Source organism: Streptomyces bullii (assembly GCF_042657145.1).
GTDB classification, from domain to species: domain Bacteria; phylum Actinomycetota; class Actinomycetes; order Streptomycetales; family Streptomycetaceae; genus Streptomyces; species Streptomyces bullii.
Genome location: NZ_JBHSNY010000008.1, coordinates 272,810 through 287,461 on the forward strand (window position 1 = coordinate 272,810; position 14,652 = coordinate 287,461).

A 14,652-nucleotide genomic window follows, 5' to 3' on the forward strand; every position below is an offset into this window, starting at 1 on the left:
GAAGAGGCGGACCGCAGCGGACCGAGAAGGCGGGCAGGAAGGAGCGGACCGGACGGCGGGCAGGAAGAGGCGGACCGCAGCGGACCGAGAAGGCGGGCAGGAAGGAGCGGACCGGACGGCGGGCAGGAAGCCGAAGGGGACCGCCCACGGTCGTTGTCACCATCCCGTGCGAGGATCGGAGATGTACCTCACATGCACAGTCGAAGGGGAGTGTGCAATGGCCACCAAGCCGCCCAAGAGCGACCCGGTTCAGGACGCGCCGCAGGTCGCCGGGCCGAAGCACGCGGCTGCGGGGCTCCCGGCCATCGGGCACACCCTGCGCGTCGCGCAGCAGCAGATGGGTGTGAAGCGGACCGCGCTGACCCTGCTGAGCGTCAACCAGAAGAACGGCTTCGATTGCCCGGGCTGCGCCTGGCCGGAGCCGGACCACCGGCACAAGGCGGAGTTCTGCGAGAACGGCGCGAAGGCGGTGGCCGAGGAGGCCACGCTGCGCCGGGTCACGCCCGAGTTCTTCGCCGCACACTCCGTCGCCGACCTCGCCGGCCGCAGCGGCTACTGGCTCGGCCAGCAGGGACGGCTCACGCACCCCATGTACCTGCCCGAGGGGGGCGAGCACTACGAGCCGGTGACCTGGGAGCGCGCCTTCGACATCGTCACCGAGGAGATCGCCGCCCTGGACTCCCCCGACCAGGCCGTCTTCTACACCTCGGGCCGCACCAGCAACGAGGCCGCCTTCCTCTACCAGCTCTTCGCCCGCGAGCTCGGCACCAACAACCTGCCCGACTGCTCGAACCTGTGCCACGAGTCGTCCGGCTCGGCCCTGTCCGAGACGATCGGCATCGGCAAGGGCAGTGTCCTGCTGGAGGACCTCTACAAGGCCGACCTGATCATCGTCGCCGGCCAGAACCCCGGCACCAACCACCCGCGCATGCTCTCCGCCCTGGAGAAGGCCAAGGACAACGGCGCGCGGATCATCAGCGTCAACCCGCTGCCCGAGGCGGGCCTGGAGCGCTTCAAGAACCCTCAGACCGCCAAGGGCCTGACCAGCGGCTCCCCCCTGACCGACCTGTTCCTGCAGATCCGCATCGGCGGCGACCAGGCCCTCTTCCGCCTCCTCAACAAGCTGATCGTCGAGACGGAGGGCGCGGTCGACGAGGAGTTCGTGCGCGAGCACACCCACGGCTACGAGGATTTCGCCGAGGCCGCCCGCGCCGCCGACTGGGACGAGACGCTCACGGCGACCGGACTGACCCGGGCGGAGATCCAGGAGGCCCTTCGGATGGTGCTGGCCTCGCGGCGCACCATCGTCTGCTGGGCCATGGGTCTCACCCAGCACAAGCACGCCGTGTCGACCGTCAAGGAAATCGTCAACTTCCTCCTGCTGCGCGGCGACATCGGCCGCCCGGGCGCCGGCGTGTGCCCGGTGCGTGGTCACTCCAACGTGCAGGGCGACCGCACGATGGGCATCTTCGAACGGCCGGCTCCGGCGTTCCTCGACGCCCTGGAGAAGGAGTTCGGCTTCGCGCCCCCGCGCCGGCACGGCTTCGACGTCGTCCAGGCCATCCGCGCGCTGCGCGACGGCGAGGCGAAGGTCTTCTTCGCCATGGGCGGCAACTTCGTCTCCGCGTCCCCCGACACGGAGGTCACCGAGGCGGCGATGCGGCGCGCCCGGCTCACCGTGCACGTGTCGACGAAGCTGAACCGCTCGCACGCCGTCACGGGCGCGCGTGCGCTCATCCTGCCGACCCTGGGCCGCACGGAACGCGACCTGCAGGGCAGCGGCGAGCAGTTCGTGACCGTGGAGGATTCCATGGGCATGGTGCACGCCTCGCGCGGCCGCCTGGAGCCGGCGAGCCCGCACCTGCTGTCCGAGCCGGCCATCGTGTGCCGTCTGGCCCGCCGGGTGCTCGGTGCGGAGAGCACGGTGCCGTGGGAGGAGTTCGAGAAGGACTACGCGACGATCCGCGACCGCATCGCGCGCGTGATCCCCGGCTTCGAGGACTTCAACGCGCGCGTGGCCCGCCCCGGCGGATTCGCCCTGCCGCACGCCCCGCGCGACGAGCGCCGCTTCCCGACGGCCACCGGCAAGGCCAACTTCACCACCGCCCCGGTGGAGTACCCGAAGCTGCCCGAGGGGCGGCTGCTGCTGCAGACGCTGCGCTCGCACGACCAGTACAACACCACGATCTACGGCCTGGACGACCGCTACCGGGGGATCAGGAACGGCCGCCGGGTGGTCATGGTCAACCCGGCGGACGCCGCCGCCCTGCACCTCGCGGACGGCTCGTACGTCGACCTGGTCAGCGAGTGGAAGGACGGTGTGGAGCGGCGCGCCCCTGGTTTCCGCGTGGTGCACTACCCGACGGCCCGCGGCTGCGCCGCCGCGTACTACCCGGAGACCAACGTCCTCGTCCCGCTGGACGCCACCGCGGACGTCAGCAACACCCCGGCCAGCAAGTCCGTCGTCGTCCGTCTGGAACAATCGGCGACCGACTGAGCGTTTGCTCAGTCACTGAACCGAGCCAGAGTGACCGACGACGAACGGAGCCGGACCCCATGGGCGAACAGCACACCGTGAAGTTCCCGCAAGAGGTGATCGACGAGTACGCGGCGCTCGGCGTCGACCTGGTGGCCCTGTTCTCCGCCGGGCATCTGGGCACGCGGATGGGCGTGCAGATCGTGGAGGCCTCGCCGGACCGCGTCGTCGGCACCATGCCCGTGGAGGGCAACACCCAGCCGTACGGGCTGCTGCACGGCGGAGCGTCCGCCGTGCTGGCGGAGACCCTCGGCTCGGTCGGGTCCATGCTGCACGGCGGCAGCTCCAAGATCGCCGTGGGCGTGGACCTGAACTGCACCCACCACCGGGGCGTGCGCTCCGGTCTCGTGACGGGCGTGGCCACCCCCGTGCACCGGGGCCGTTCGACCGCCACGTACGAGATCGTCATCACGGACGAGGACGACAAGAGGGTGTGCACGGCCCGGCTGACCTGTCTGCTGCGGGACGTACGACCCGGCGACGGCGAGCACGTCGGCGCGGCGAGCTGACCAGGCATAGGGAAAACCCTGGAGGGGCGGGCGCGCTCTTGTCGCGGCCGCCCCCGCACGTTTCACTGGCGCTGCTCACCCCCCGCAGGAGAACCCCCGTCCCACCCCGAGAAGGGTCTCTCTTGACCGCCCTACGCGCCTCCGTCGTCACCGCCGCGGCCTGCGCCGCCGTGCTCGCCACCGCGCTGCCGTCCTCCGCGATCAACTCGTACAACGCGACGCCCGCGCCCGAACGCACCGAGGTCGGCGCGCTCGTGGCCACCTGGGACAACGACGGCAACCCCGCGACCCCGGACCGGGTCGACTGGGTCTGCTCCGGCACCATGATCGACGCGGACACCTTCCTGACCGCCGCACACTGCACCACCGACTGGCCCGACAACGTCAGGTTCTACGTGTCGCTGGACCAGGACGTGCAGGCCGGTCTGGACGCCGCCGCGAAGAAGTACCCGGGCGACCCGGCCGCGCAGGCGAACGCCGTCGCCGTCCAGGGAACCGCCCACAGCCACCCCGGCTACCCCGGGCCCGCGTCCGACACCCGCGACATCTCGGTGATCGAGGTGCCCGCCGCGAGGATGAAGGCCCGCTGGAGCTTCACGCCGGCCGCCCTGCCGACCGCGAACCAGCTCGGCAGGCTGGGCCCGCAGGGCCTGAACTCCACCGACTGGGTCGTCGCCGGATACGGCACCCAGGAGGCCGTGAACGGCCCCGGCGGCCAGACCCACCCCGGCGGCGGCGTCCGGATGAAGGCACCCGTCACCTTCGACGCCCTCAACGACTCCTGGGTCCGCCTGGCGATGACCGCGCCGCAGGGCAACGGCGGTGCGTGCTACGGAGATTCGGGCGGGCCGAACTTCGCGGTGATCGGCGGCAAGCGGATCCTCGCCTCCACCACCATCACCGGTGACACGCCCTGCTACGCCACGAATGTGACGTACCGTCTGGACACTCCCGGCGCCCGGGCCTTCCTCGCGCCGTTCGTCGCCCTTCCGTAGCCGGTACCCGCGCAGCCCGTACGAGCCAGGCGAACCAGCCACCGGACCCGCCGCCCCCGGCCTCACGAGCCACCGGGCGGCGGGTCCGCCCGTTCCAGGGCTCCGGCCCCCTGGCCGGATCCGCCGCGCAGCCCTACGGTCGGGGCATGGCAAGGGGAGGAGCACTCCGGTCGAGGGCGCCGCTGGGCCTCGTACTGCTGCTCGCGGGTCCTGTCACCGGATGCGGGCCGTCGGACACGGCACAGGACACCGCCGCGCCACCCGCCACCTCCTCCCCGGCCTCCGCCCCGGAGCCCCGCACCACGTCCCCCGAGGATCTGTGCGTCCGCGTCGTCGCCGACTGGGCGCGCAGGTCGCTGGAGAGCGGCACCTACGGGGACTACCAGTCGATGGGCCTGTCCAATCGGCAGTACGAAATCCTGCGCGAGGTCCTCGACGCCGCGCGGGCCGAGCGGAAACGCCGAGGCGCCCGGGCCGTCGACGAGTCGATCGGCCGTGAGGCACGCCAGCGCTGCGCCGACCGCTACCGCGCCGGGGCACCGAGCAAGGGCCCGTGGCAGTGAGCGGCCTCGGTCCCGTCGAGCCGGGCGAAGGCACGCACGCCTGGGACGCCCCTGCCCCGCACGCACCGGTGCTTTCCGGCCTGCCGGGCCACCGCGTGGCGCGCCGCTACGCCGAGCACCGCCGGGCCGTCCTCATCGCCGCGACGGTGGCCGCCGTCGTGGCGGGCGGCGGCTATCTGTACGCCACCCGCCCCCAGGAGCCGGCCGCGCCACCCCCGCCGTATCCCTCCCAGGTCGTCGCGATCACTTATCTGGACACGCGGTCCACCGCTCGAGACGCCCCGGCGCGCACCTTCAGCTTCGACGTGCTGGTGAGCGTGGCGTCCGGCCCGCCCGTCACCGTGACACGGATCGACCAGCCGTACGCCGGCCTACGGCTGACCTCGGCCCCGTCGGCTCCCTTCCGGACATCGGCGGAGACGCCTCGCAAGATCACCATCACGGTACGGGTGACCCACTGCGGAAATGTGCCGGGAAGCGCCGGACTTCCATTCCTCGACGTAACTCTACGTAATGCGCGCGCAATGGAGCTTCACAGTTTCATCCTGGGCCCGCGTTATGCGCGACACCTCTCCAAGGCTCTACAAGTCGCCTGTAGCAACGATTCCAGGTAATCAGCAAAACCCCGAACACACCTGAACGCACGCCCGCAAGTCCTGCGGGTTCTCAGTATGTGGACTGGGCGAATCGGCAGGAATTCATCTGTTCCCCCCACTCAGTACCGCTCTGCAATACGTCGTGTCATAACAAGAGCGTCACAGCCTTCGTCAGACTCTCCTCCACGTTCCCCACACACGCTTAGAGTCACGGCCAGTCACCGCGCCGTCCGATAGTCACGTCGGCCCAGCGCTCGACTCGGCCGTTCCGACCGGAAGCGGCTGCCTGGGGAAAGGACTGATCGTGCGTCAACGTTCGCTCATCGCCATCACCGCCGCGCTGGCGGCGGGAGCACTCACCCTCACCGCCTGCGGCTCGCGCGACGAGAGCGGCGGCGGCTCGGACAAAGGCAACGGTGGCACCACCGTCGTCATCGGCGTCGACGCGCCGCTGACGGGTGACCTGTCCGCGCTGGGCCTCGGAATCAAGAACTCCGTGGACCTCGCGGCCAAGACCGCCAACAAGGAGAACTACGTCGACGGGATCAAGTTCGAGATCCAGGCCCTCGACGACCAGGCCCAGCCCTCCTCGGGCCAGCAGAACGCCACCAAACTGGTCGCCAACAAGGACGTCCTCGGCGTCGTCGGCCCGCTGAACTCCTCCGTCGCCGAGTCCATGCAGAAGGTCTTCGACGACGCCAAGCTGGTCCAGGTCTCGCCCGCCAACACCAACCCGGCCCTCACCCAGGGCCCGGACTGGCAGAAGAGCAAGACCCGCCCGTACAAGTCGTACTTCCGCACCGCGACCACGGACGCCATCCAGGGCCCGTTCGCCGCGCAGTACCTGTACAACGACGCCAAGAAGAAGAAGGTCTTCGTCATCGACGACAAGAAGACCTACGGCGCCGGACTCGCCGCCACCTTCAGCGAGGAGTTCAAGAAGCTCGGCGGAAAGGTCGTCGGCACCGACCACATCAACCCGGAGACCAAGGACTTCTCCGCGGTCGCCACCAAGGTCAAGAACTCCGGCGCCGACGTCGTCTACTACGGCGGTGAGTACCCGCAGGCCGGACCGCTCAGCAAGCAGATCAAGGCCGCCGGTGCCAAGGTGCCGCTGGTCGGCGGCGACGGCATCTACAGCGCCGACTTCATCAACCTCGCCGGCCCGAGCGGTACCGGCGACCTCGCCACCTCCGTCGGCGCCCCGGTCGAGGAGCTCCCCTCGGCCAAGGAATTCGTCGCCAACTACAAGGCCGCCGGCTACAAGGACGCCTACGAGGCCTACGGCGGCTACTCCTACGACTCGGGCTGGGCGATCATCGAGGCCGTCAAGAAGGTCGTCGAGGACAACGGCGGCAAGCTCCCCGACGACGCCCGCGCCAAGGTCACCGAGGCCATGCAGAACGTCTCCTTCGACGGTGTGACCGGCAAGGTCTCCTTCGACGAGTACGGTGACGCCACCAACAAGCAGCTCACCGTCTACGCCGTCAAGGACGGTGCCTGGAAGCCGGTCAAGTCCGGTACGTACACCGGCTGACCCACCCCGCACCAAACCAGAGCCGCGCGGGGCGCTGTTCCACTGGCGCCCCGCGCGGACTCACATCCGAGCCCCATCCGTCGAACATTCCGAACGTCTCGGAGGACATGCGGTGAACGAACTGCCGCAGCAGCTGGTCAACGGCCTGCTACTGGGATCCATGTACGGGCTGGTCGCCATCGGCTACACGATGGTCTATGGCATCGTCCAGCTCATCAACTTCGCCCACGGCGAGATCTTCATGGTGGGTGGCTTCGGCGCCCTCACCGTCTACCTGTACGTACTGCCCGACGGCACCTCCATGTGGGTCGCACTACCCCTGATGCTCATCGCGGGCATCATCGTCGCCGTCCTGGTCGCCGTGGGAGCGGAACGGTTCGCCTACCGCCCCCTGCGAGGCGCGCCCCGCCTCGCCCCGCTCATCACCGCCATCGGCCTCTCACTCGCCCTGCAGCAAGCCGTGTGGGCCTGGTACCCCGGAGGCGAGGACTCCCTCAACTTCCCCCAGATCGAGGGCGGCCCCTTCGAAATCGGCAACGTCACCATCCAGACCGGTGACATCTTCCTGCTCATCGCCGCCCCGATCAGCATGGCCTTCCTCGCCTACTTCGTCATGAAGACCCGCACCGGACGCGGCATGCAGGCCACCGCCCAGGACCCCGACACCGCCAAGCTCATGGGCATCAACACCGACCGCATCATCGTGATCGCGTTCGCCCTCGGTGCCGCCTTCGCCGCCATCGGAGCCGTCGCCTACGGCCTCAAGTACGGCCAGGTCCAGTTCCGCATGGGCTTCATCCTCGGCCTGAAGGCCTTCACCGCGGCCGTCCTCGGCGGCATCGGCAACATCTACGGAGCCATGATCGGCGGCGTCGTCCTCGGCATCGCCGAGGCACTGTCCACGGCCTACATCGCCGACATCCCCGGCATGCACCAGTTCGGCAGCCAGTCCTGGGCAGACGTCTGGGCCTTCGTACTCCTCATCCTCGTGCTCCTCTTCCGGCCACAGGGCCTGCTCGGCGAGCGCGTCGCGGACAGGGCGTGACACCGATGACGACACAGACCACAGCACCCGAGACCCCCAGCACCCCGGCCGGCACCGCACCCAGGGGCCTGGTCGGCATCCCCGAGAACATCGGCCGCGCCCTCGCCACCGGCGGCGGCGTCCTCGCCGTCATATCCACCTTCCTCGCCTGGACCTGGACCGCCGAATTCCCCGGCAACCTCACCGTCTACGGCTACCCCGGCGGCCTGCAGGTCCTCGTCCTCGTCGGCGGGGCCCTCACCGCCCTGTTCGGCCTCGCCTCCTACGGCGTCAAGGGCCTGCGCTGGCTCACCCCCGCCGGAGCCGACAGCGCCCTCAAGCTGGCCGCCCTCGGCACCTTCGCCACCGCCTGGTACACCGTCGTCGCCATCAGCGTGAAGCTCGGCGGCCTGGTCAACCTCGAACCCGGCGGCTGGATCGTCGCCGTCGTCACCCTCGCCGGCGTCCTCGGCGCGCTCGCCCTGCCGTTCGAACACCCGGCACCCGAGCCCCACGACCCGGACGACGCCGGCTGGGAGCAGTTCCGCCACACCCTCCGCACCAAGGCCACCGTCATCAAGGCAGCCTTCACGACCGGATCGCTCAGCCCGGCGCGCGCACTGCCGTCCTACGCCGAGATCCTCGTCGTCGTCGCCGCCCTCGCCGTCGGCCTGACCGTCTTCACCTACGGCATCGGCACCGAGTACGACGAACTCTTCATCGGCTTCCTCATCACCGCGGGCTTCGGCTTCGCCGCCGTCGCCAAGGCCGGACTCGTCCAGCGGATCTCCGCGATCACCGCCAAGCACCGCACCATCACCATGACCGGCGCCTTCGTAGCGGCCGCGGCCTTCCCCTTCACCCAGTCCGACGACCAGTACGCCACCATCGGCGTCTACATCCTCATCTTCGCCACCGTCGCCCTCGGCCTGAACATCGTCGTCGGCCTCGCGGGCCTCCTCGACCTCGGATACGTCGCCTTCCTCGGCGTCGGCGCGTACACCGCCGCCATGGTCTCCGGCTCCCCGTCGTCCCCCTTCGACATCCACTTGCCGTTCTGGCTCTCGGCCCTCCTCGGCGCGGCCGTCGCCATGGTCTTCGGCGTGATCATCGGCGCCCCGACCCTCCGCCTGCGCGGCGACTACCTCGCCATCGTCACGCTCGGCTTCGGTGAGATCTTCCGTATCGCCGTCCTCAACATGGACGGCACCTCCGGACCCGACATCACCAACGGCTCCAACGGCATCTCCTCGATCCCGAACCTCAACATCCTCGGGTTCGACTTCGGCCAGGAACACACCTTCGCCGGCTTCACCATCGCCCGGTTCGCCAACTACTTCCTGCTGATGCTCCTCATCACGCTGGTCGTGGTGATCGTCTTCCGGCGCAGCAGCGACTCCCGTATCGGCCGGGCCTGGGTCGCGATCCGCGAGGACGAGACCGCCGCCCTCGCCATGGGCATCAACGGCTTCCGGGTGAAGCTCATCGCCTTCGCTCTGGGTGCCTGCCTCGCCGGCCTCGCCGGCACCGTCCAGGCGCACGTCACCTACACGGTGACGCCGGAGCAGTACCAGTTCGCGCACGTCGTCCCGCCCAACTCCGCCTTCCTCCTCGCGGCGGTCGTCCTCGGCGGCATGGGCACCATCCTCGGTCCCCTCGTCGGCGCTGCCCTGCTCTACCTCATCCCGGCCAAGCTCCAGTTCCTCGGCGACTACCAGCTCTTCGCCTTCGGCCTCGCGCTCGTCCTGCTGATGCGCTTCCGTCCGGAGGGCCTCATCCCGAACAAGCGCCGCAAGCTCGAATTCCACGAAGAGGCCGAAGCGCCCACAGTCCTCAGCAAGGCAGGGGTCTGACCACGATGACCACCAACACCACCACCCAGGACGCCACGTCCGGCACCACCCCCGGACAGTCCGTCCTCGACGCACGCGGCGTCACGATGCGCTTCGGCGGCCTCACCGCCGTCCGGAACGTCGACCTTCAGGTCAACAGCGGTGAGATCGTCGGCCTCATCGGCCCCAACGGCGCCGGAAAGACCACCTTCTTCAACTGTCTGACCGGCCTCTACATCCCCACCGAGGGCGAGGTCCGCTACAAGGGCCAGGTCCTGCCGCCCAAGTCCTTCAAGGTCACCGCCGCCGGCGTCGCGCGCACCTTCCAGAACATCCGTCTGTTCGCCAACATGACGGTCCTGGAGAACGTGCTCGTCGGCCGCCACACACGCACCAAGGAAGGCCTCTGGTCCGCCCTCCTGCGCGGCCCCGGCTTCCACAAGGCCGAAGCGGCCTCCCGCGAACGCGCCATGGAACTGCTGGAGTTCGTCGGACTCGCCGACAAGGCCGAGCACCTCGCCCGGAACCTGCCCTACGGCGAACAGCGCAAACTGGAGATCGCCCGCGCCCTGGCCAGCGAACCCGGCCTGCTGCTCCTCGACGAGCCCACCGCCGGCATGAACCCCCAGGAGACCCGCGCCACCGAGGAACTCGTCTTCGCCATCCGCGACAAGGGCATCGCCGTCCTCGTCATCGAGCACGACATGCGCTTCATCTTCAACCTGTGCGACCGCGTCGCCGTCCTCGTCCAGGGCGAAAAGCTCGTCGAGGGCGACAGCGCCACCGTCCAGGGCGACGAGCGCGTCGTCGCCGCCTACCTCGGCGAACCCTTCGAGGACGCCCCCGGCAAGGAGGAGATCGCGGAGGTCGAAGCCGCCGAAGCACACGCCGAGGCCCACTCCGACACCACGACGGACGCCGCGCCCGAGGAGAACGACCGATGACCGCACTGCTCGAAGTCGAGGACCTCCGCGTCGCCTACGGCAAGATCGAAGCCGTCAAGGGCATCTCCTTCAAGGTCGACGCCGGGGAAGTCGTCACCCTCATCGGCACCAACGGCGCGGGAAAGACCACGACCCTGCGCACCCTGTCGGGTCTGCTGAAGCCCGTGGGCGGCCAGATCAAGTTCAACGGCAAGTCGCTGAAGAAGATCCCCGCGCACCAGATCGTCTCCCTGGGACTCGCCCACTCCCCCGAGGGGCGGCACATCTTCCCCCGCATGACGATCGAGGACAACCTCCGGCTCGGCGCGTTCCTCCGCAACGACAAGCCGGGCATCGAGAAGGACATACAGCGCGCCTACGACCTCTTCCCCATCCTCGGGGAACGCCGGAAGCAGGCCGCCGGAACCCTCTCGGGCGGTGAGCAGCAGATGCTCGCCATGGGCCGGGCCCTGATGTCCCAGCCCAAGCTGCTCATGCTCGACGAGCCCTCCATGGGTCTCTCCCCGATCATGATGCAGAAGATCATGTCCACCATCGCCGAGCTCAAGGCCCAGGGCACCACGATCCTGCTGGTCGAGCAGAACGCCCAGGCCGCCCTGTCGCTCGCCGACCACGGCCACGTCATGGAGGTCGGCAAGATCGCCCTGTCCGGCAGCGGCCAGGACCTGCTCCACGACGAGTCCGTCCGCAAGGCGTACCTCGGCGAGGACTGAGGTCCGCCGCCACGGCTCACACGACGAGGCCCGCGCCCCCTGCTCCGGGGGACGCGGGCCTCGTCGTACGGCTCCGGGGCTCAGCCCTTGGACGCCTTCTTCTCCTCGGAGTCGTCGATGACCGCCTGCGCGACCTGCTGCATCGACATCCGCCGGTCCATCGACGTCTTCTGGATCCACCGGAACGCGGCGGGCTCCGTCAGCCCGTACTCGGTCTGCAGGATGGACTTGGCGCGGTCGACCAGCTTCCGCGTCTCCAGCCGCTGGGAGAGGTCCGCGACCTCCTTCTCCAGCTCCTTCAACTCCGTGAACCGCGACACGGCCATCTCGATCGCCGGCACGACATCGCTCTTGCTGAAGGGCTTGACCAGATACGCCATGGCGCCGGCGTCCCGGGCCCGCTCGACGAGATCGCGCTGCGAGAACGCGGTCAGCATCAAAACCGGCGCGATGCGTTCCTCGGCGATCTTCTCGGCGGCGGAAATGCCGTCCAGCTTCGGCATCTTCACGTCGAGAATCACCAGGTCCGGCCGGTGCTCACGGGCCAGCTCGACCGCCTGCTCACCGTCCCCGGCCTCGCCGACGACCGTGTAGCCCTCCTCCTCCAGCATCTCCTTGAGGTCGAGCCGGATCAGGGCCTCGTCCTCGGCGATGACGACACGGGTCGTCAGCGGAGGCACGTGCGACTTGTCGTCATCGGGCACGTCAACAGGCTGGGGCGACTCGGGGGCGCTCACGTGGGCTCCTTGGTGCGGGGCAGGCTGGTACTGCTCCCAAGAGCGTACCCAGCTGCGGTATGGTGGACAGGCAGCGGGTCGGAGAAAACCTTCGATTCGCAGGAGCTCCGGTAGTCCAATCGGCAGAGACGATACCCTCAAAAGGTATTCAGTGTGGGTTCGAATCCCACCCGGGGCACTTTTCCTTCGATTTGAAGGTCGCCTGTTTCCAGCGGATGTCCACGGTGTCGTGAGCATCCGCTTTCTGCTGTCCGCGGTCACGGCGCTGTCCCGTCGGGTCTCATGTGCCCCCGACCACGGAAGGGGGCCCCTCACGCCGAGGGGCCCTGCCAGAGCGTGCGCTACCGGGGACTGTCGTCCTCCCCGATGTGGTGGACCCGGACCATGTTCGTCGAGCCCGGGACCCCAGGAGGCGAGCCGGCCGTGATGACGACCGTGTCTCCCTTGCGGCAGCGGCCGTACCGCAGCAGCAGCTCGTCCACCTGGTCGACCATCGCGTCCGTCGATCCCACGTGGGGGCCGAGGAACGTCTCCACGCCCCACGTCAGGCTCAACTGCGAGCGCGTTGCCGGGTCGGGAGTGAAGGCCAGCAGGGGGATCGGGGAGCGGTAGCGCGAGAGGCGGCGGGCCGTGTCGCCGGACTGGGTGAAGGCGACCAGGAAGCGGGCGCCGAGGAAGTCGCCCATCTCCGCCGCCGCGCGTGCCACCGCGCCGCCCTGGGTGCGGGGCTTGTTGCGTTCGGTCAGGGGCGGGAGGCCCTTCGCGAGGATGTCCTCCTCCGCCGCCGCCACGATGCGGGCCATCGTCCGGACCGTCTCGATGGCGTACTTTCCGACGCTGGTCTCGCCGGACAGCATCACGGCGTCCGTGCCGTCGATGACCGCGTTGGCGACGTCCGAGGCCTCGGCTCGCGTCGGGCGCGAGTTGTCGATCATGGAGTCGAGCATCTGGGTCGCGACGATGACCGGCTTGGCGTTGCGCTTGGCGAGTTTGATCGCGCGCTTCTGGACGATCGGGACCTGCTCCAGGGGCATTTCGACGCCGAGGTCGCCGCGGGCGACCATGATGCCGTCGAACGCGGCGACGATGTCGTCGAGGTTCTCGACGGCCTGGGGTTTCTCGATCTTGGCGATGACGGGGAGGCGGCGGCCCTCCTCGTCCATGATGCGGTGCACGTCCTTGATGTCGCGTCCGCTGCGGACGAAGGAGAGGGCGATGATGTCGAAGCCGGCGTGCAGCGCCCAGCGCAGGTCGTCCTCGTCCTTCTTGGACAGTGCGGGGACGGAGACGGCGACACCGGGGAGGTTGAGGCCCTTGTGGTCGGAGACCATGCCGCCCTCGACGACGGTGGTGTGGACGCGGGGCCCGTCGACCCGCGTCACCTCGAGGCAGACCTTGCCGTCGTCGACGAGGACGCGTTCGCCCGGGGTGACGTCGTCGGCGAGGCCGGCGTAGGTGGTGCCGCACAGGTCGCGGTCGCCCTCGACGCCTTCTTCGACGGTGATGGTGAAGGAGTCGCCGCGTTCAAGGAGTACGGGCCCTTCGGTGAAGCGGCCGAGTCGGATTTTCGGGCCCTGAAGGTCGGCGAGGACGCCGACGCTGCGGCCGGTTTCGTCAGCGGCCTTCCGGACCCGCTGGTAACGCTCCTCGTGTTCGGCGTGGCCACCGTGGCTAAGGTTGAATCGGGCTACGTCCATACCGGCGTCGACCAGGGCTTTGATCTGGTCGTACGAGTCGGTGGCGGGCCCCAGGGTGCAGACGATCTTTGCTCGGCGCATGGGTCGAGCCTATGACTTACCGGTGGGTAGTTAATTGGTCGGGCGTGACTACTCAACAGACTTTCGATGAAGCGTTATTGACAAGTGTTGAATTGTGCGCCGACGCGCTCCGATGAGCATTCAATTCGGATGCGCTTTCGAGGAAATGCGAATTGCGGATCCACCTCGGTCACAGCCGGGGCGGCCTCATGGTGAACCGTGCGTTCACCTCGGCGTGCACCTGTTGCCGCTGGGGTTCGAGGTCGAGGGGTGCCGCTGCCGTGTCCTCGGTGTCCGCGGCGTAGGCCACGGATCGCATGCGGCCGGGGGGCGGTGGGTACGCCGGTGCGCCGTCCGCGCCGATGTCGGCGAGCTCGACGAGGGCGGCGAGCGAGGTGCCGAGCGCTTCGGCGTACTCGCGGGCACGCTGGACGGCTTCCCGTACGGCTTTCTGCCGTGCTTCGCGGTGGGCCGGCGAGTCGGGGCGCAGGGCCCACCAGGGGCCGTCCACGCGCGTGAGGTCCATGTCGGCCAGTCGGGTGGTGAGTTCACCCAGAGCGGTGAAGTCGCTCAGTTCCGCGGTGACGTGGACGGTGCCGTGGTAAGTGCGGACGCGTTCGCCGCGCCCTTGCCTGGTCAGCTCGGGCGTGAGGCACAAGGCGCCGGTCTCCAGGCGTTCGACGGCCTGCCCGTAGGACCTGACGAGGTCGAGGACGGCGGTGTTGCGGCGCGTCAGGTCGTCGAGGGCAGCGCGGCGGTCGCGGCCGCGGGCGGTGACGGTGATGCCGATGCGGGCGATGTCGGGGTCGACCTCGAGGTGGGCCTCGCCGCGGACGGCGATGCGGGGGGCGTCGGGGGTGCCGTAGGGGACGGCGGGCTGGGGCTCGTCGGGTGAGGGGGCGGCCATAC

13 protein-coding genes and 1 tRNA gene are annotated in these 14,652 nt (G+C 69.2%); 11 read left to right on the forward strand and 3 right to left on the reverse strand.

The window, feature by feature from the left end; genetic code table 11:
• Window positions 1-217: 217 nt before the first annotated feature.
• From ACFPZJ_RS24150 to ACFPZJ_RS24195, 10 genes are all read left to right on the forward strand, one after another.
• Window positions 218-2,497: an FdhF/YdeP family oxidoreductase gene (locus ACFPZJ_RS24150; RefSeq protein ID WP_381025272.1), complete on the forward strand. Its 2,280-nt coding sequence runs from the start codon at window positions 218-220 to the stop codon at window positions 2,495-2,497.
• Window positions 2,498-2,556: 59 nt separating this feature from the next.
• Complete coding sequence (locus ACFPZJ_RS24155) at window positions 2,557-3,045, forward strand: PaaI family thioesterase (RefSeq protein WP_381025274.1); 489 nt, start codon at window positions 2,557-2,559, stop codon at window positions 3,043-3,045.
• A 122-nt stretch (window positions 3,046-3,167) separates the two neighbouring features.
• Complete coding sequence (locus ACFPZJ_RS24160; protein WP_381025277.1) at window positions 3,168-4,040, forward strand: trypsin-like serine protease; 873 nt, start codon at window positions 3,168-3,170, stop codon at window positions 4,038-4,040.
• Window positions 4,041-4,186: 146 nt separating this feature from the next.
• Complete coding sequence (locus tag ACFPZJ_RS24165; protein WP_381025280.1) at window positions 4,187-4,603, forward strand: hypothetical protein; 417 nt, start codon at window positions 4,187-4,189, stop codon at window positions 4,601-4,603.
• The gene (locus tag ACFPZJ_RS24170) at window positions 4,600-5,217 is read left to right on the forward strand and encodes a Tat pathway signal sequence domain protein (protein WP_381025282.1); all 618 of its coding nucleotides are present in this window, start codon (window positions 4,600-4,602) and stop codon (window positions 5,215-5,217) included. The genes ACFPZJ_RS24165 and ACFPZJ_RS24170 overlap by 4 nt, the downstream gene beginning before the upstream one ends.
• A gap of 286 nt (window positions 5,218-5,503) precedes the next feature.
• Window positions 5,504-6,736, forward strand: a complete 1,233-nt coding sequence (locus ACFPZJ_RS24175; RefSeq protein ID WP_381025285.1) for a branched-chain amino acid ABC transporter substrate-binding protein — start codon at window positions 5,504-5,506, stop codon at window positions 6,734-6,736.
• A gap of 112 nt (window positions 6,737-6,848) precedes the next feature.
• Entirely contained in the window at window positions 6,849-7,781 is a 933-nt protein-coding gene (locus ACFPZJ_RS24180; protein WP_381025288.1) for a branched-chain amino acid ABC transporter permease, read from the forward strand.
• 5 nt (window positions 7,782-7,786) lie between these two features.
• A complete protein-coding gene (locus ACFPZJ_RS24185) occupies window positions 7,787-9,613 on the forward strand; it encodes a branched-chain amino acid ABC transporter permease (protein WP_381025290.1) in 1,827 nt (608 codons plus the stop codon).
• Window positions 9,614-9,618: 5 nt separating this feature from the next.
• Window positions 9,619-10,536 (forward strand): ABC transporter ATP-binding protein, encoded by a 918-nt coding sequence (locus ACFPZJ_RS24190; protein ID WP_381025292.1) that lies wholly within the window; start codon window positions 9,619-9,621, stop codon window positions 10,534-10,536.
• Complete coding sequence (locus ACFPZJ_RS24195) at window positions 10,533-11,249, forward strand: ABC transporter ATP-binding protein (RefSeq protein WP_381025294.1); 717 nt, start codon at window positions 10,533-10,535, stop codon at window positions 11,247-11,249. Before ACFPZJ_RS24190 ends, ACFPZJ_RS24195 begins: the two co-directional genes overlap by 4 nt.
• 80 nt (window positions 11,250-11,329) lie before the next feature.
• On the opposite strand, the gene ACFPZJ_RS24200 is transcribed toward ACFPZJ_RS24195, so the two are convergent.
• Window positions 11,330-11,986 carry an ANTAR domain-containing response regulator gene (locus ACFPZJ_RS24200; protein WP_381025297.1) on the reverse strand — a complete coding sequence of 219 codons (657 nt, stop codon included), beginning with the start codon at window positions 11,984-11,986 and terminating at the stop codon, window positions 11,330-11,332.
• A 104-nt stretch (window positions 11,987-12,090) separates the two neighbouring features.
• Here ACFPZJ_RS24200 and ACFPZJ_RS24205 point away from each other — a divergent pair.
• Window positions 12,091-12,164 (forward strand) — tRNA-Leu (locus ACFPZJ_RS24205).
• Between the two features lie 163 nt (window positions 12,165-12,327).
• Here the strand turns inward: ACFPZJ_RS24205 and pyk are convergent.
• Both pyk and ACFPZJ_RS24215 read right to left on the reverse strand, forming a co-directional pair.
• Window positions 12,328-13,764 (reverse strand): pyruvate kinase, encoded by a 1,437-nt coding sequence (pyk, locus tag ACFPZJ_RS24210; protein ID WP_381025300.1) that lies wholly within the window; start codon window positions 13,762-13,764, stop codon window positions 12,328-12,330.
• A gap of 169 nt (window positions 13,765-13,933) precedes the next feature.
• On the reverse strand, window positions 13,934-14,650 hold the full coding sequence (locus ACFPZJ_RS24215; protein ID WP_381025303.1) for an SIMPL domain-containing protein: 717 nt from the start codon (window positions 14,648-14,650) through the stop codon (window positions 13,934-13,936).
• Between the last annotated feature and the right edge of the window lie 2 nt (window positions 14,651-14,652).